This is a genomic window from Neorhizobium sp. AL 9.2.2 (assembly GCF_013317225.1).
Classification (GTDB): domain Bacteria; phylum Pseudomonadota; class Alphaproteobacteria; order Rhizobiales; family Rhizobiaceae; genus Neorhizobium; species Neorhizobium soli.
In genome coordinates this window covers 1,380,637-1,397,069 of sequence record NZ_JAALXU010000003.1, presented here as the reverse complement: position 1 = coordinate 1,397,069, position 16,433 = coordinate 1,380,637, and the positions used below count along the sequence as shown (strand labels likewise).

General features: G+C 58.3%; 19 protein-coding genes and 2 tRNA genes. 10 read left to right on the top strand and 11 right to left on the bottom strand.

Annotated features, from left to right (window positions below):
* Positions 1 to 110 precede the first annotated feature (110 nt).
* Positions 111 to 1,079 (top strand): LysR family transcriptional regulator, encoded by a 969-nt coding sequence (locus G6K99_RS13400; protein ID WP_174196767.1) that lies wholly within the window; start codon positions 111 to 113, stop codon positions 1,077 to 1,079.
* A gap of 35 nt (positions 1,080 to 1,114) precedes the next feature.
* Here the strand turns inward: G6K99_RS13400 and G6K99_RS13395 are convergent, their stop codons facing one another.
* Positions 1,115 to 3,115: a bifunctional 2',3'-cyclic-nucleotide 2'-phosphodiesterase/3'-nucleotidase gene (locus tag G6K99_RS13395; RefSeq protein ID WP_174196766.1), complete on the bottom strand. Its 2,001-nt coding sequence runs from the start codon at positions 3,113 to 3,115 to the stop codon at positions 1,115 to 1,117.
* Between the two features lie 272 nt (positions 3,116 to 3,387).
* On the opposite strand from G6K99_RS13395, the gene G6K99_RS13390 reads away from it, so the two are divergent.
* Positions 3,388 to 4,089: a PadR family transcriptional regulator gene (locus tag G6K99_RS13390; protein ID WP_174196765.1), complete on the top strand. Its 702-nt coding sequence runs from the start codon at positions 3,388 to 3,390 to the stop codon at positions 4,087 to 4,089.
* 10 nt (positions 4,090 to 4,099) lie between these two features.
* Here the strand turns inward: G6K99_RS13390 and G6K99_RS13385 are convergent, their stop codons facing one another.
* The 5 genes from G6K99_RS13385 to G6K99_RS13365 all read right to left on the bottom strand — a co-directional run bounded on the left by G6K99_RS13385 (position 4,100) and on the right by G6K99_RS13365 (position 7,942).
* Entirely contained in the window at positions 4,100 to 4,564 is a 465-nt protein-coding gene (locus G6K99_RS13385) for a DUF1203 domain-containing protein (RefSeq protein WP_174196764.1), read from the bottom strand.
* Between the two features lie 70 nt (positions 4,565 to 4,634).
* Positions 4,635 to 5,192: a GNAT family N-acetyltransferase gene (locus G6K99_RS13380; RefSeq protein ID WP_062457620.1), complete on the bottom strand. Its 558-nt coding sequence runs from the start codon at positions 5,190 to 5,192 to the stop codon at positions 4,635 to 4,637.
* Between the two features lie 2 nt (positions 5,193 to 5,194).
* Complete coding sequence (gene sseA / locus G6K99_RS13375) at positions 5,195 to 6,076, bottom strand: 3-mercaptopyruvate sulfurtransferase (RefSeq protein ID WP_174196763.1); 882 nt, start codon at positions 6,074 to 6,076, stop codon at positions 5,195 to 5,197.
* 66 nt (positions 6,077 to 6,142) lie between these two features.
* Entirely contained in the window at positions 6,143 to 6,880 is a 738-nt protein-coding gene (locus G6K99_RS13370) for an alanyl-tRNA editing protein (RefSeq protein WP_174196762.1), read from the bottom strand.
* Positions 6,881 to 6,904: 24 nt separating this feature from the next.
* Complete coding sequence (locus G6K99_RS13365) at positions 6,905 to 7,942, bottom strand: cysteine synthase A (protein WP_174196761.1); 1,038 nt, start codon at positions 7,940 to 7,942, stop codon at positions 6,905 to 6,907.
* Positions 7,943 to 8,343: 401 nt separating this feature from the next.
* Here G6K99_RS13365 and G6K99_RS13360 point away from each other — a divergent pair, with 401 nt between their 5' ends.
* Entirely contained in the window at positions 8,344 to 8,895 is a 552-nt protein-coding gene (locus G6K99_RS13360) for a cupin domain-containing protein (protein ID WP_244508805.1), read from the top strand.
* Between the two features lie 83 nt (positions 8,896 to 8,978).
* Here G6K99_RS13360 and G6K99_RS13355 read toward each other — a convergent pair whose 3' ends face one another.
* Positions 8,979 to 9,221: a DUF982 domain-containing protein gene (locus G6K99_RS13355; protein WP_062457603.1), complete on the bottom strand. Its 243-nt coding sequence runs from the start codon at positions 9,219 to 9,221 to the stop codon at positions 8,979 to 8,981.
* Positions 9,222 to 9,549: 328 nt separating this feature from the next.
* On the opposite strand from G6K99_RS13355, the gene G6K99_RS13350 reads away from it, so the two are divergent.
* Positions 9,550 to 9,834 carry a hypothetical protein gene (locus tag G6K99_RS13350; protein ID WP_156461830.1) on the top strand — a complete coding sequence of 95 codons (285 nt, stop codon included), beginning with the start codon at positions 9,550 to 9,552 and terminating at the stop codon, positions 9,832 to 9,834.
* A gap of 230 nt (positions 9,835 to 10,064) precedes the next feature.
* Here the strand turns inward: G6K99_RS13350 and G6K99_RS13345 are convergent.
* Positions 10,065 to 10,139: transfer RNA gene (locus tag G6K99_RS13345), tRNA-Asn, on the bottom strand.
* A 181-nt stretch (positions 10,140 to 10,320) separates the two neighbouring features.
* On the opposite strand from G6K99_RS13345, the gene G6K99_RS13340 reads away from it, so the two are divergent.
* Complete coding sequence (locus G6K99_RS13340; protein WP_062457597.1) at positions 10,321 to 10,584, top strand: PGPGW domain-containing protein; 264 nt, start codon at positions 10,321 to 10,323, stop codon at positions 10,582 to 10,584.
* 63 nt (positions 10,585 to 10,647) lie between these two features.
* Here the strand turns inward: G6K99_RS13340 and G6K99_RS13335 are convergent, their stop codons facing one another.
* Positions 10,648 to 11,289 (bottom strand): exopolysaccharide biosynthesis protein, encoded by a 642-nt coding sequence (locus tag G6K99_RS13335; RefSeq protein WP_062580325.1) that lies wholly within the window; start codon positions 11,287 to 11,289, stop codon positions 10,648 to 10,650.
* 788 nt (positions 11,290 to 12,077) lie between these two features.
* Positions 12,078 to 12,254, bottom strand: coding sequence for a hypothetical protein (locus G6K99_RS13330; RefSeq protein WP_162728347.1), 177 nt, complete (start codon positions 12,252 to 12,254; stop codon positions 12,078 to 12,080).
* A 308-nt stretch (positions 12,255 to 12,562) separates the two neighbouring features.
* Here G6K99_RS13330 and G6K99_RS13325 point away from each other — a divergent pair, with 308 nt between their 5' ends.
* Positions 12,563 to 13,258 (top strand): hypothetical protein, encoded by a 696-nt coding sequence (locus G6K99_RS13325; protein ID WP_139283852.1) that lies wholly within the window; start codon positions 12,563 to 12,565, stop codon positions 13,256 to 13,258.
* A 139-nt stretch (positions 13,259 to 13,397) separates the two neighbouring features.
* Positions 13,398 to 13,586 carry a hypothetical protein gene (locus G6K99_RS13320; protein WP_062580327.1) on the top strand — a complete coding sequence of 63 codons (189 nt, stop codon included), beginning with the start codon at positions 13,398 to 13,400 and terminating at the stop codon, positions 13,584 to 13,586.
* Between the two features lie 194 nt (positions 13,587 to 13,780).
* Here G6K99_RS13320 and G6K99_RS13315 read toward each other — a convergent pair.
* Positions 13,781 to 13,854 (bottom strand) — tRNA-Cys (locus G6K99_RS13315).
* A gap of 308 nt (positions 13,855 to 14,162) precedes the next feature.
* Between G6K99_RS13315 and G6K99_RS13310 the strand changes: the two genes are divergently transcribed.
* From G6K99_RS13310 to G6K99_RS13300, 3 genes are all read left to right on the top strand, one after another.
* Entirely contained in the window at positions 14,163 to 14,360 is a 198-nt protein-coding gene (locus G6K99_RS13310; RefSeq protein WP_062457584.1) for a hypothetical protein, read from the top strand.
* Positions 14,361 to 14,492: 132 nt separating this feature from the next.
* Positions 14,493 to 15,140 (top strand): protein-L-isoaspartate O-methyltransferase, encoded by a 648-nt coding sequence (locus tag G6K99_RS13305; RefSeq protein ID WP_174196759.1) that lies wholly within the window; start codon positions 14,493 to 14,495, stop codon positions 15,138 to 15,140.
* Between the two features lie 241 nt (positions 15,141 to 15,381).
* Positions 15,382 to 16,332: a DUF2497 domain-containing protein gene (locus G6K99_RS13300; protein WP_174196758.1), complete on the top strand. Its 951-nt coding sequence runs from the start codon at positions 15,382 to 15,384 to the stop codon at positions 16,330 to 16,332.
* Positions 16,333 to 16,433: the final 101 nt, after the last annotated feature.

Genomic DNA, 16,433 nt, shown 5'->3' with positions numbered 1-16,433 from the left:
GACGGTGGGAGACTGGAGGTCGCCTGTCTGAGAAGACAAATAGGAGTAGACGGCAATCGATGGAATGGGGATAATGTCGAAGCTTTCGATCTAAAATCTGGATAGGTCACATGGACGCGAATCCCACCCTCGATCAGCTGCAGGTCTTCATCGCAGTTGCCGAAAGCGGCAGTTTTTCGGCAGCCTCACGCCTGCTGAACCGGGCTCAGTCGGTTGTCAGCTACACGATTGCCAACCTCGAGACGCAGCTCGAGATTCAGTTGTTCGACCGGGCCGGGGCGCGTCAGCCAAAACTGACCGAGGCCGGGCGGGCGATGCTGATGGATGCGCGGCGAATTGTTGCCGACCTGCAGATCATGCGGTCTCGGGCAAAGAGCATCACTCAGGGATTGGAAGCCGAGATCACGCTGGCCGTCAGCGTGATGGTGCCGGCCGACGCGGTGGTCAGCCAGCTACGCGAATTCCGAGAGAAATTTCCAAGTGTCGCCCTCAACCTCAGCGTCGGGGAACTCGGCATGGTGATGGGCCAGGTCATCAGTGGGCGGGCCGGCATCGGCATCGGTGGCGCTCTCCTGAAGCAGGACGATTCGCTGATTGCCGAAAGGATCGGTCATTCCTACCTCTTGCCGGTCGCAGCGCCGGATCATCCACTGGTGCAGCTCAACCGCACACTCACCCTCGCCGATGTGCGCGACGAGACGCAACTGGTCGTGACCGACGCGTCAGGCCTTACCGCAGGGCGTAACTTCAATGTCTTGTCCTACAAGATCTGGCGCATCAGTGACATCGCCACCAAGTATCAGCTGATCGAGGGTGGACTTGGTTGGGGCGGGCTTCCGGCGTCCCTGGTGCTCGATGACATCCGCAACGGCGATCTGGTCGCGTTGGATATCGACGCGTACGAGCAGGGGCAATATCCGATCTACGCCTTGCGAAAGGCATCCAATCCGCCCGGACCCGCGGGACAGTGGTTGATCGAATCGTTTGCAGCCAAGCTGTCCTCATGTCCAAACCATGATGACCTTCCCGAACTCCTGAAGCAGGAGCCGGGAAGGACGTATTGGCAGGCTGCCGAATAACACGGGTCCTCGGCCGGACGACTGGATGTGGCGCCTCAAAGAACCAGTCTGAACTTCGCGAAACCGTTCTCGCCGTCGCCGGCATCCTCGATCTTCGTCCCCTTCAGACTGCCGGCAAACTGGCGCGCCTTGGGTCCGGTCTCGAACAGGGCCGTGGATCCGGGCTGCGCCTTGAACGACCAGTTGTCGTCGGCCGAAGGATTGATCGTACCTTGATCGATGATGTAGCGAACAACGACGTCGCGGTTGGTGTCGGGTGCGACGAAAATGACCTTGTCGCTGGCGATCTCCGGGAACTTGCCGCCACCGCCGGCACGGTAGTTATTGGTGACGACGACAAACTTCTGCGCCGGATCGATCGGCTTGCCGTCAAACATCAGGTCGACGATACGGTGAGCATTCTCGTCCAGTACCTTTCCATCCTTGTCGAAGCGCGACGGCTGGGACAGGTCGATCTGGTAGGTCACGCCATCGATCACGTCGAAATTGTAGGACGGGAAACCGGCGTTGAGCAGCGGAACATCCTTTGATCCCGGCTTGACCTGGTTGAACATGCCAGCCGACATTTCCAGCCAGTTCTTGACCTGCGCGCCCGATATCAGCACGGCCTGAACCGTGTTGGGATAGAGATAGAGATCCGCGACATTCTTGATGGCGATGTCGCCGGTCGGGACGTCGGTGAAGTAATCCGCACCGCCGCGACCGCCGGCCTTGAAGGGAGCGGCGGCGGATAGCACCGGGAGGTCCTTGTACTCGCCATCCTTCAGCATGTCCTTGATGTACCAGGTCTGCGCATTTGAGACGATCTGCACCGACGGATCATCCGCGACCAGCGCGAAGTAGGAATAGAGCGGCGCAGATGTCTTGCCGACCGGGCGGCGGATATAGGCAAGCGTCGCCTCGTGTTCCGGCTTGATGGCCGCGGTGACCTCAGGCTTGTCTTTGACGTCGGCAACGACCTTGCGATTTTCGTCGCGGTGATAGATCGGTCTGACTTCCGAGGTGGAATCGACGATCTTCCAGCCGCTGCCATCCTTTTCGATCAACAGGTCGATCAGACCCATATGGGAGCCCCAGAACCCGGCCATGACGGCGGGCTTGCCCATCAGCGTGCCTTTCTTGGCATCAGCGCCGGCAATGCCCTCGAAATCCTTTGGACCCGGGAAAACCAGATGCTGGTGACCGGTGAAGATCGCATCGATACCCTCGATCCCTGCGAGATAAAGAGACGCGTTTTCCATCCGATCGCTCTGGCCGGAACCATCGATGCCGGAATGGGATAGGGCGATGACGATGTCGGCGCCTTCCTCCTTCATGACAGGCACCCAGGCCTTGGCAGCATCGACGATATCGCGCGTCTGCGCCTTGCCCTCAAGATTCTTGCTATCCCAGGTCATGATCTGTGGCGGCACGAAGCCGATGAAGCCGACCTTGATCGGGGTCGACTGGCCGGAACCGTCGCGGATCTGCTTTTCGATGATCACGTAGGGTTTGAAGAAGAGATCGTCGTCCTTGGCACTGGAGGCAAGCTGGCCCTTGGTCAGGTTGGCGCAGACATGCGGGAAGCCGGATCCTGCAAGAACCTTGAACAGGAAATCGAGGCCGTAGTTGAATTCGTGGTTTCCAAGCGTGCCGACGTCATATCCCAGCACGTTCATCGCAGTGAGCACGGGATGCTTGTCGCCCTCCTTCATGCCACGCTCATAGGCGATGTAGTCCCCGAGCGGATTGCCCTGCAGGAAGTCGCCGTTGTCGATCAGCATCGAATTTCCGGCTTCGGCTCGAATCGAATCGATGAGCGAGGCGGTACGGGCCAGTCCAAGTGTGTCGTTCGGCTTGTCGGCATAATAATCATAAGGGAAGACATGCACGTGGATGTCTGTCGTCTCCATCAGCCGCAGATGCGCCTGGTTGGCGGCCGCGCGTGCCGCAAACGGGTGGAGCATGACCAGCGCCGATGTGGCCGCAATGCCACCGAGAAGGGATCGGCGCGAGACCGCATGATTTTCGAAAAGGTCTTTGGTAAAAAGCGACATCTAATATCTCCCTTCGGATCACTGATGGAGGCGAGCTTAGGCACAATCGCCCACGGACGCATCCCTAAAATGACGGTCGGCGAAAGTTCGGTGACTGCCGGGTAATGACGCGACGGTCAATCCGGATCGGCCGCACCGCGCGCCGAAGATAGCTCGAAAAAAATCCGCCACAAAAATCAAATGGATATGACTTAGATATATCTGGCAGCTTGCAGCATTGCGCAAATGTGCTAGCTTTAGATATATCGAAAGATACTCTAAAGGAGAGTAAGATGTTTCAACGATTTGAAACCAACAAAAGCTGCAACGCCGATCGCTCGGGCTTCGAGGGACTATTTACCATGCGGGGCGGTCCGTTCAGCAAAGGCTTTGCGGGTAGGGGTTTTGGCGGAAAAGGCGGGCCGGGCGGTGGCCGTGGCTTCGGCGATGATGGCGAGGGTCGTATCGGTCGCTTTCTGATGCAGGGCGATCTCAGACTGGTCGTCCTGGCCTTGATCGAGAAGGAAGCCCGCCACGGCTACGAGATCATAAAACATATCGAAGATATGACGTATGGTTTTTACGCACCCAGCCCTGGTGTCATCTATCCGACGCTGACCTATCTTGAGGAAGCCGGCTACGTGACGGCTGAAGCGGATGGCAACAAGAAGCGTTACACCATCACTGACGAGGGCCGTGCGCACCTCGATGAGAACCGCAGTTTCGCAACGACCATCCTCGAGCGCTTGTCCGAGCTGGCTGAAAAGATCAAGCAGAAGCAGGAACGGCACGAACACCACCGCGATCACGACAAGGGGCCACATCATGACCGCGGCCCGGCTCTGCCGCGCAGTGTGGAAGCGGCGCTTCTCAACCTGAGAGAAGTGTCGGCTCGCAGGATCGAACAAAACGACAAGGCTGCGGGCGATCTCGTGCGGCAGCTCCTCGATTTTGCCGAAAAGCTGGAGCGGGACGGCGGAGACCCGCAGGCATAAGGGGCTCCTGCTAAGCCGCGTCAATCCGGCACTGGAAACAGTTGTTGCGGGCCGAGCGAACGTGGACATAGGCGATATCGGCGCGTTGAAGCAGGTCTTCGGCGCGCCGCATGATTTCGGACGTGGGGGTCACCGCACCCGTGCCATAGACGATCCTGTCATCCTCTCCATAACCCCGGACGATGTAATCGGGACTGACAAGAATTGGCGGTAGAACCTCTTCCGCGATAAACCGTGGGCAGGGCGTCTTATGCAGGAAGATGGGACCGGTTTCGGCATAGGGCTGCGTTGTCGGAAACGGTCGATAGGCAAGAACGAACAGGCTTTCGCCCGCGTCGATATTCCTGAGGCAATGGCGGCAGGGATATCCGGGACCATCCGAGATCATGGTCTCCGGCTGGTGTCCGTAGGAATCGCTGCCTCCGTTCCATAGATGCTCTGCGTGGTCACCCGGGATCGCGTTGAAGATTGGCATGGTCGTCTCCTTTTCTATGTATAGGAGATGACCCGTCGGGCTTCGAAGCGCCACCCGATCCTTGCGCGAGCTAGCTGTCCAGCACCTTTACCAGTTCCGCGCTGGTCATCGGCACGATCTCGGCCTCGTATGTCGAGACGGGCGAAAAACCCATCATCTGGTAGAGCTGCAGCGCTCGGGGATGGTCGAGCGAATTGGTGGTGACGGTGACCTTCTCCGGGTTGTTCTGCCACGCAGAATAAAGAGCCTGCGTCAGGAACCACTTGCCGATGCCGAGCCCGAGGGCCCGCTCGAACAGGCCGAAATAGGACAGCTCTACGACGTTGTCGTCAGTAGAGTTCAGCTCGTAGAAGCCGGCTGGCGATCCGTCGACCAGAAGGATCGTGATCGAACAGCGCGGGTTGTGTATCGCGGCCGCAAGCTCGGCGTCGGACAGCCGCAGCCTATCGTACCAGTGCCAGCGTTTGCCGACTTGCCGGTATAGGTACCGGTAGAAATGCAACGGCACTTCGGTGGCGCGTATGATGGCGGTTTGAATGTTGGCCGGAATCGGCATGCTGGTCTTGGGCGCGGCCGTCATTTCCAGAACGGTGACGCGCGCCTTCAGCGGTACGGGCTTTTTCGCCATCGTTACGCCTGCGACGAGATTGCAGGGGTAGGCTTAGCCGGTCCTGTCTCGATCGGCGTGTCCGAGCGTCCGCCCCATTCCGTCCAAGACCCGTCATAAAGCGCGTTGTCCTCATGCCCGAGCGATTCCAGCGCAAGCGTGATGATCGCAGCGGTAATGCCCGAACCGCAGCTCGTCACGACCGGGCGCCCCAAATCGATTCCCGCGGCTTCAATAGCCTGGCGCAGTTCGGGTATCGTCTTCAGCTTGCCGTTTGTCGAAAAGCTGCTGGAGGGAGCGTTGACGGCACCCGGCATGTGACCGGAGCGCATGCCAGCGCGGGGTTCCGGCTCTGTGCCGGTAAAGCGTCCGGCCGGCCGTGCATCGGCGATCTGGCTTGTACGATCGCTGACGATCGACATCATCTGATGGTAGTCGATGACCTTGTCCAGGCGAAGCTCCGCATCGAAATTGGACGCAACCGGCGAGGGGATCTCGGTTTCGAGCGCGCGCCCTTCCGCCTCCCAGCCATCGAGGCCACCGTCCAGGATAAACACCTGTTTCGCCCCCATGATTCGGAACAGCCACCAGCCGCGCGGCGAAGAAAAGATGCCCGGGCCGTCATAGATGACGATGCGGTCATTCTCGCTGATGCCGAGCTTGCCGACAGCATCGGCAAACACATCGGGCGAGGGCACCATATGCGGGAGACCGGTGGAATGATCCGCGACTTTGTCGTGATCGAAACGCACGGCACCGGGAATATGCCCTGCCGCATATTCGGCATCTGCATCGCGGTTGTGGGCAGGCAGGTAGAAGGAGGCGTCGACGATTCTCAAATCCGGGCTTCCGAGCTCGTTTTCGAGCCACTTGGACGAAACGACGAAACGGCTGGTGTCGCTCATGTCAAAACTCCTACCTTGATAAAACGCGGTATTCGGTGAGAAACCGGTTCGGACAAACGAGTGTCTTCAGGCATCCGTGGCGATATCGCCGAACCGGATCCGGAAGCGACGGTTTTCCTTGCCCTTTTTCTCGATTTTGGAAATGTGGATAGCGCCCACTTCCCCGGTGTTTGCAACATGTGTGCCGCCGCACGGCTGGCTGTCAACGCTCGAATCCTCGCCGATGCAGACAAGGCTGACGCGCCCGAGCCCGACCGGCGGCCGGACGTTCTTCGATTTGACGATGCCAGGGTTGGCCGCCAGTTCCGCGTCGGTGATCCATTGCAGGTAGACCGGATGGTTCTGCGTGACGAGATCCATCAAGCCGGCGGTCACCTCATCCTTGTCGATGACGGCGGTCATGTCGAAATCGACACGCGATTCGTCTTCGCCCACGGCGGCACCGGTGATCGGGTAGGAGCAGACGACCGACAGCAGGTGGCAGGCCGTATGCATCCGCATCAGCTTGTGCCGTCTGTCCCAGTCGACATGCATGACAACAGTTTCGCCGACCGTCGGCCGCGGTTCGCCTTCCAGCGGAACGTGGACGACGATGTCCTTCGTCTCGCCGTGCCGTGTCTGGCCAAGCTTGATCCTGGTTCCGTCGGCGCGTTCCAGACTGCCGGTATCACCAGGTTGCCCCCCAGATGTCGCATAGAAGCAGGTGCGGTCGAATTCGATGCCGCCATCCTCATGGATCGCGGTAACAACCGCCTCCAGTGTCGAGAGATAGAAGTCGTCGCGATAGAGGAGTTCGGTTGCCATCGGTTCTGTTCTCTGCGGTCGGTTTCAGACGGTTTCGAACGGAATATCGATCTTGGTCTTCTTCGTGAGCCAGCCCGGAACCGGCAGGCCCTTGGACTGCAGGAAATCCGGGTTGAAGAGTTTGGACTGATAGCGGTTGCCGTAGTCGCAAAGGATCGTCACGATCGTATGGCCGGGACCGAGATCCTTCGCGAGTCGCATCGCGCCAGCGATGTTGATGCCGGAAGAGCCGCCAAGGCAAAGCCCCTCGTTCTCGATCAGATCGAACACGATCGGCAGCGCTTCAGCATCCGAGATGCGATAGGAAAAGTCAGGCGCAAACCCTTCGAGATTGGCGGTGATACGTCCCTGACCGATGCCCTCGGTGATCGAACTTCCCTCGGATTTCATCTCGCCGTGCGCATAAAATTCGTAGAGTGCCGCGCCTTCCGGATCCGCGATGCCGATCTTGACGCCGGGCTTAAGCGCCCGCAACGCCATGGCTGTACCGACCAGCGTACCGCCGGAGCCAACTGCGCACACGAAGCCGTCCACCTTGCCGCCCGTCTGTTCAAAGATCTCCGGGCCCGTCATCTCGATATGGGCCTGCCGGTTGGCAACATTGTCGAACTGGTTTGCCCAGATCGCGCCCGCAGGCTCCGTCTTGGCAAGCTGCTCGGCAAGGCGACCGGAAACCTTCACATAGTTGTTCGGGTTCTTGTAGGGAACGGCTGGTACTTCCACGAGCTCGGCGCCCATCAGTCTCAGCGCGTCCTTCTTCTCCTGGCTCTGGGTCTCCGGAATGACGATGACGGTTCGATACCCCAGTGCCTTTGCGACCAGGGTCAGACCGATACCGGTGTTGCCGGCGGTCCCTTCGACGATCACTCCGCCCGGCTTCAGAAGCCCCTTCTTCTCGGCATCTCTAATGATATAGAACGCTGCGCGATCCTTGACCGACTGACCGGGATTGAGAAATTCGGCCTTGCCGAGGATTTCGCATCCGGTTGCATCGGATGCAGCCGCCAGCCTGATGAGCGGCGTATTGCCGATGAGGTCGAGAACAGAAGATTGTATTGCCATGGGAAATGCCTTCTTTTTCAAGGATCATGTAATCAGGCTGCATTCGGCGGGCAAGGCATCCGCGCCAAGAAAATCCTTTCCGCGTATCGCGCGCGGTGGGATCGCCCCCGCATACCGAGGACTGTCATCTACCGGACAATACCGGCAGGTTTATCGACATGGCTCGGATGCAACTGTATAATACATCCTTCGCCCTGCACTACGCAGAGTGGAGCGCTCGGTTTTGGTTTCAGACGATTCGACCTGATGGCATTGATTTTGAGAACTGAATTTCGTTCACGCCAACGATTGCGGCTTAGTTTATGCATCTGAATATTGAGAGAGTCGATTTTCTGATCTCGCAATACGTAGCCGGCTCTCTGCCAAAGGCAGCCCACGTCTTGTTAGGTTCCCATCTGCAGATGCAGAAACCCAATGCCCAGCTTGTCGATGCCCTTCAACGACTGGCCGGCGATGGGTTGGAAGACATGACCTGCGATGAGACGTTGTCCCGTGAATTTCGAGACAGGGCCATCAGCGATATTGTCAGATCGGACCCGCCGGCATGGAGCGTGTTGCCACCGGAGCAAGGTTCCCAGTTGCCGGCCCTGTTGCGGGATTATACGGGGAAAGACCTGACCTCTATTCCGTGGCGGCGCAAGCTGCCGGGACTGCGCGAGCATATTATCGAGCGGTCGCCCGACGTGGAAGCAAGTCTTCTCTGGGCCCGTCCTGGGAGGGCACTTCCAAACCATGGCCACAACGGTCTCGAACTCACGCTGGTGATCGAAGGCGAATTCCACGATCACCGCGGAAACTTCACGCAGGGCGACATATCGGTCGCTGACGAGACGCTCGATCACCGGCCGATCGTTGGTGATTCGGGGCCGTGCGTCTGCTTTTCCGTCCTGTTTGCACCGATCGCTCTCAGCGGATCGCCGATCCAGCTCATGGGCGATATGATCGGACTTTAAAGCCGAACACTGTCATCGAATGGTTGGTTCGCGGTCAACCATTCGTCAATCGGCCAGAACTGAAAACGCAGCAGTCAGACCAATCAGTTTACGTGCATTTGCGCTTCGCTCACGGCCTGCTCGAAAAACTGTCGTGCGTCCTCCGGCGAACGACGGCCGTCGAGGGCAGCCCGGCAGGCACTGCGCGCCCGCACGAAATGCGGACCCCGAAGATCCGGCCAGTGGTCCAGTAGCAGGATGAGGGCCTCGGATGGCCCATTGATTACCTCGGTCCCAAGATTCCCAAACGCGACTTTGACCGGTTTTTGCCAGTTCGGCTGCGGCATAGTTGTCTCCTCCCTAAGTCAACTGTCCTCTACCTCCAGCCTAGCGCAATGTTCCATTAGGACAAGCGGATTTTCCGGGTTCGGATGTGTGTTGGGAGCATTTAAGGGGCGGCATCGCCGGGCACTGTGCCCAGGGACGGGGCGTCGTGACACCGCCCCAACGAACGCGATCGAATTAGCCTGTCTGCTCACTTCAAGGCACGAGAACAACTGTCGTCACTCGCGACGTCGCGCGGCACCAGCCTGCAACAGTCGCGTCGGTGAGGCGTCTCCGCTGGACGCGGAACTTCGGCCAGATACGCATGTTCTGGTTTCAGGAGGAAAAATAATGGCTAATTACATGTGGTTTATCGTCGTCGCAGGCGGAGCAGCAATGCTTGGGCTCGCACTTGCGTACGGCTCGTATAAGGAAAGCCGACATCGCTCTCTGATCCCGTTGGCCGGCTTGGCCGTTGCGATCGCCGTCGGCGTCGCGGTTAGCATCGGCGTCACGCAGGCTCCGACCGCCAACAGTGTGCCGCCCGATCCGCAGGGCACGCATTACGATACGCCGGCTGCCCCATCCCGCGAAAACGCGCTTCCCGGCACGCCCGCACCCTCGGATCAGAAGTGAAGACGACTTTGAGATGAGCGCGAGCAAACAGAAGACTCACGTTGCAACTTGGCTGATCGCGACCGGCTTGCTTCTTTAGCAGTGGAACTGAACGCAACAGCGTTACACATCCCCGAACGCGAAACCGCTCGCGATATCAAGTTGCTTTTTCGCTTTGTCAAAATAGGGGAAGTGGAAAAGCGCCTGTCTTCGGATACGGATCAACAAAAACAGGCGCTTATCGCAGAATTTGGCTCCCCGGGCCGGATTCGAACCGGCGACCTGTCGATTAACAGTCGAATGCTCTACCGCTGAGCTACCAGGGAACAACCGCGCTTGCGGTGTGAGCGGGGTAATACAAATGCTTCACGCATTTGCCAAGCGGTTTTTTCAAAAAAATTAGGTCCGGCTTGTTTTATCCCCATGCATCCCCATCTCGCCCCTACAAAAAAGCGTTTAGTTGGAGCCGTATACGTGGTGGAAAAACCTCAAGTCAGGCGGTTTGGAATGGATCCGGGGCAGGGTCGTCTCTTCATCGCAGGGCGGTCCATTCCGATGCCTCGCTCGCGCGTGGCGCGGCTCTGCATCGGAACCGTTCTTATCGTCGGCGGCATTCTGGGCTTCCTGCCGATTCTGGGCTTCTGGATGGTGCCGCTGGGTATCTTGATCCTGTCGCAGGATCTCGCTTTCGTCAGACGACGACGTCGTCGTCTGGAAGTCTGGTGGGGTCGCAGGCGCCGCGAGAAACAAGCAGCTTCGCTTCGGAAATGACATGACGTCAACCAGACCGGGAGAAGCTATCGTCTTGTGCGAGAGCGTCTCCCGGGATGAGTCTTATCCGGCGAGTGACGCCAGGCCCTGGCCGGCGGCGAACGCGCCATAAGCAAGCGCCCCGAAATAGACGATCGTTGCAAGGTTGAAGAAATAACCGCCGAGAACGACGAGACCATCCCGCTGAACCATGCCTGTCGACAGAAGCAGAATAGCAATGCCGGGCAGCGTGTTGGACAGGGGGATGAGGCCGAGCGGAAACATCAGCAGCACACCGGCGAACGTGATTGCGAGGCCATTGACCCTGTTGGCAATGGGCCCGGTCGTGATGCCGGCCATGCGGTGCTTCAGATATTTGTCGAGCCTGGAGACGATTTTCACACCTTTCTCAAGGGTCGGCACCAGCTTTGCGCTGTCGAGTTCCCGATCGAGAATCGCACGAGGAAGCCAAGGCATCCGGTTCAGCACCACAGCAATGCTGATCATTATGATGGCCGCGCCGAACACGGTGCTAACACCCGGGATCGAAACGGGCAGCAGAAAGGGGAGGGATGTGACCGCGCAGATCAGCAGAAGACCCTGTTCACCGACGCCATCCATCAACTGACGCAGCGTCACGGTGCCGCCGTCAATCCGACCGATCAATTTCCTCAGCGTTTCGCTGAGACCTGCCGATGTATCTTCGAATTCCGCGTTATCCTGCAAAGCTGCACCTCTATCATAAGAAATGCAGTCTGAATAACAGCAGAAACAAGCAACTCAAAGGCAACAAAACGAACTCGCGCGACGCGCGGCGCGTCAGTCGACCATCAAGCCGCCTCCAGATGTACCGGTTTTCGAACACGAGCAACGCCTCGCGGTTTCCCGGCTGCGCATGCAATCCACTATTTCGGTTGCGCCCAGCGATCATAGAGGCCGCAGGCCACCACGACACCAAGAGTGCACAAGACGAATGGATTCAATGCGGCTACAAAATCGAGATACTGCATAACGGTCTCCTCTTCCCGTTAGCCAAGCCGCCAGATGTCTCCCACACCTGACTTCAGACACTCTAACACGATTTTGATCCGTGAGCGAGAATGTTGATCATGGCGAGCGTGCGGCTTGTGGGGGACGAGAAGAGGCCGTCAGTCAGCGTGTCTCGGTGAGACCGTCAAAACAGGGCAACGAAAAGATGCCCCACATAAATGATGCTGACGAGGGATATAATAGTCGTGAACGCCATGACGGCGTCGGAAGATGAGAGCTTCATATCGAACCATCGCCGTCATGGCGATCCTCTGACAAGGGTATGGCGGCAACATCGCCGTCTGCCTATTTCTAGGACAAATAGTTTAACGCAGCCCTATGGAGGAACGTTAATATCTGGTTACGAACCGATCGTGAAATGTTGCGGCTCGTGTCGCTGATATGGGCAGGGCACCCCCGCAGACCCCATATCGCTGCGCGACCACGTGATCACGGCAAGCTTGTCCGATACGAGCCGTTCAAATCTAATTGACGCTGTTTGGGAGAGGGGTTTTGGGCTCGTCCGGCTTCTCGCGGCCGGCCGGCAGAAGCTGACCGGACAGTTCCACCAGCGGCGTCTGCGACAATGCCTTGGCTGCCTCCGCAAGCAGTGCGAGTTGCCGCGCAATATCTGCGAGTTGTGTGGCGGGATCATCCTTCAAATCGGCCTCGCTGCGATCATTCCGTGAGGGGCCGGAAATAGTCGCGCCTGCAGAAATGTAAAGGAAATTTGCTAATAGAAGCAATAAATCAACGGCGTAAAGGACTGCTCTACAGTTTTTCGGGTTTGCCGGTTTCTTTGGAAACAGGGGCAGAGCAGAATCTGTCCGCCGTCAAAGACATGGACTACCGGCTTCTCCAGTAGTAGACCGTTTTCATCCAGAATCGGCGCGCACGGCACCGGTCAGCGGGCCGCTAAGCGGTCCACGCCCTCAATCCACACTCGTCGACATGAATTTTGAGAATCGAAATGCTCCCACACCACGCCTACGCTGTTACTTCCCGTCCTTGGTATCTTTTGACACTGGCATTGGTCGGGGCTGCCGTTCTGTTCGCTATAGACCTTGCGAGTAACGGTTTTACGACAGCACTGACGAAGGAAACCGGCGCGCTCGAGATTTCGACGGCCTTGCTCTACGCCTATACCGCAATGGTGTGGCTGTGGACGCGCACCGGCGACATATGGCGGCGGGACTGGCAGGTTGCGGCCATCATGCTGTTGATGATGGGGCGAGAACTCGACCTCGACAAGCGTCTGACCAGTGTCGGCATGCTCAAGAGCAACCTCTACCTGACGAACATGGCGCAACCTGTCGAGCGCGTCTTTGGCGTTCTGGTGATCCTGTTCGTGGCAACCGTCGCGTTCCGGCTGATCGTTCGCAACGGCCCTGAGCTTCTCTCCGGCGTCAGGTATCGCGCGTCCTGGGCTTGGAACATCATCGCGGCGATCGGTCTTGCCATTGTCTCCAAGTCGATCGATGGGCTGGATCGCAAGCTTGCGCCTTTTGGCGTCATTGTCAGCGATCACACCAATCTTCTGTTGGGTATCGTCGAAGAAGTGCTGGAATTCGGCATTCCGGTCATGTTCCTGGTGGCGACCATAAGCTCCATCGATCTTTCCGCGGCAGCCAGGGGACGCAAGCCGGCCGCGGCGTCTGCTCTCTGACATTATCACGCTTCGCGCCCAATCCTTGAATTCTTGACACAAACCAGCGACCGGTGCCGATAAACGTCCGGTCTCTGGCATCCCGCTTATTGCCTCGAACGCAAAGCGCGGTAGTTGTTCCGGTTCACAGGAGCCGAACATGCAGCCGGAAAATCGCGTCCAACGCTATAAAGACACTATCCAAATCCTTCGTGCGGACATCGAGTGGCTGACCACGAGCGGGTTCAGGACGCAGACGACGTCGAACGAGACCCTCATCGCGGAGTTGGAACTGGCCGCAGAGGCGTATCGTGGCTTGGTTGAAGAACTGGTGCGGCCGGTGGGCTGATCCGGGCAGGCGACAGCTTCAGTCGCGAATTGGCGGAAGGCTGGCGGGCGTGAAAGAAGATCCGCTGGCGTTCTCGTGCACCAGTCGCAATACCTAAATAACATCGAGGAATGTGCGCGACCGGTTGCGATCGGACAGATCGTGTCGATCGGCTGACGCCGATGCTAACCCATTGCGATATATCAAGAAAGGGATGGAGGCCTCGCCCGGAATTGAACCGGGGTACGAGGATTTGCAGTCCTCTGCGTCACCACTCCGCCACGAGGCCATCCGATGCTAAAAAAGCGAGTGGTGGCGCCGAATTAGAACGAATCTCCGATGGGTGCAATACCCTTCTGTTCAATCCTCGACGTTTTTATCCACTTCGTCAGCGGCGCCTGTCTGTACCGGTGATGAAGGGCGCCTGCAAAACGCGGCGTCCTCGGAAGATACCCCTGCGGGGGAGGCTGTATGCAGCGTGTTCGCGTCATCTGGCTGTGTTGATCCTATGGTAAATATTTCACGAATATTCCTCGCGGTCAGGGGAACGGAACCGAGCTCTTCCGACTTTAGTGAGCGAAGCCCAGGGAGTGAAAAATGCTGAACCGATTGATCACCGCACTCTACAGACCCGTCACCGAAGATGATGCGACTGGCACGTTTGCAGATGGAGCCTTTCATCTGAGTGCTGCCGAGCAGTTGGCATTCGATCGCAGCCATAGCCTGCGCAAATCCTACGGACACGATGTCGTCCTCGCCAAGAAGCGCGAGCTTCCGACCCTTATCCTGCACTAAGCAAGAGTTGCACGAGCGCCTGCATCACCGTGTTTTTTCCAATCGATGCGCGCGCTATCTTGAAAGCGCAGCGAGAGGCAAGTAACACGGCTGAAGGATTGGCCGGTACGCCGGCGCTGTGAGGCAGATGACATGATTGATTTCGAAGCAGCCCGTGTAAAGATGGTCGAGAACCAGATCCGCACGACAGACGTGACGGCACATTCCGTGCTTCAGGCGTTTCTCACGGTACAGCGCGAAAACTTTGTTCCGGCCAAGTCGAAGTCACTGGCCTATATCGACAAAGATGTTGAAATCTGTCCCGGTCGCTTCCTGATGGAAGCCTCGCCGCTGGCCAAGCTTTTGCAGTTGGCTGCGATTACCAAGTCGGATACGGTGCTCGAGGTCGGCACAGGCAGCGGATACATTTCTGCGCTTTTGTCGCTTCTCGCGAAATCGGTCGTGTCGATCGAATCCGATGAAGCGCTCGCCGAGCAGGCAATCGCCAACCTCGCGGGCGCCCACAACGTGACTGTCGTCACGGGCGACATGGAAAAAGGCGTTGCGAACCAGGGCCCTTACGATGTCATCTTCATTGCCGGCTCGATCGAAGACGTGCCGGCTGAACTTAGTGCGCAGCTCAAGGATGGCGGGCGTCTGGTCGCCGTTCTCGGATACGGCAATGCCGCGCAGGCGACGCTCTTCGTCAAAGAGCAGGGTGCACTTTCGAAAAGCGCCCACTTCAACGCTTCGATCAAACCGTTGCCGGGATTCCGCCGAGCGAAGGATTTCGTATTCTAAAATCGGCTTGCTGACGGTTTGCGAAGTTTAGAAAGGGGGCCTTGGCCTCCTTTTTGTTTTTCCAGCGCGATACAAATCGGCAGCGGGGATTCACGTCGGCAACAAATCTGTGTATCGCTAGAGTCGTTGATGCGCCCGTCGTTGTATCGCGAGACGAGGTTCGTAAAGTGAAAACGAATCAGACCTTTGAAAAGAGGTCGTCTGCCGACCTGGCACCCAGTCGGCGAGAACGGGGATGAAAATGGCTCAGCCAAGTGTAGCGCGTGAACCGTCAATGGAAGAGATCCTGGCTTCGATCCGCCGGATCATCGAAAGCAACGAGCCGGTCGGCGAGGGTTCACCAGATCAGGCATCGCGTTCGCCCTATGCGGATGACGATCTGATCGACGATATCGACGATACGGACTTTGCGTCCGATCTTGCTGCTGGCATCGCTGCAAACGACCCGGGCCTCCCTCTTCATCCCCATTCACCGGCCCCGATGCCGTTCCAGTCGGAACCCTACGCCCCCGCATCCGCAAACGACGCACCCAAGCCTGTTTCCGCATCGACAGTCGACCCTGAGATTTCATCATCGGGTGAGCGCTCGCTCTCGCTTGCCGACGTTGCGGCCCGCGTCCGCGCCGCTTCGGCCCGCCAGCAGGAAAATGCGATGAGCCGCCCGGCACCGGCGCCGCGCCTGTCGATGCCCGCAGCCGAGAAGGCATCCGCTGCAATCTCGGCCTTTGCCGACGTCGCGCTGCGTGACACCATCGCCCCTCTCGAAACAAGGCCTGCGGCAATGGTATCCAAGCCGATCGAGACCCCTATGGCGAAAGACGTCGAGCCTGCAGGACCATCGCCCATTCCAGCGCTGAAGCCGCAACCGGCAGTCGCGCAGCAGCCGGAGATGTCCGAGCCGGTCGAACAGCCGGCACCGAAGGCGCAACCGGCTCAACAGGAAAATCTTCCTGCGATGATCGAGGAGGCCGCTGCAACGCTCCTTTCGGTCGAAGCGGGCGCGCAGGTGACAAAATCGTTCAACGAACTTGCAGCCGTCTTCGATGGTCTCGAGCGTCGCTCTGTCGAGGATATGGCGCAGGAAATGCTGCGTCCGATGCTGCAGGAATGGCTGGACGACAACCTGCCGACACTGGTGGAGCGTCTCGTGCGCGAGGAAATCGAGCGCGTTGCCCGCGGCCCGCGTCGCTAAATCGCCTCCAATGCCTGTCATCAAGGGCCGCTCCACACGGGGCGGCTTTTTTATTGACTTCACGGCCTCCACGTCTTTAACACCGCACCATCTCATTCAAA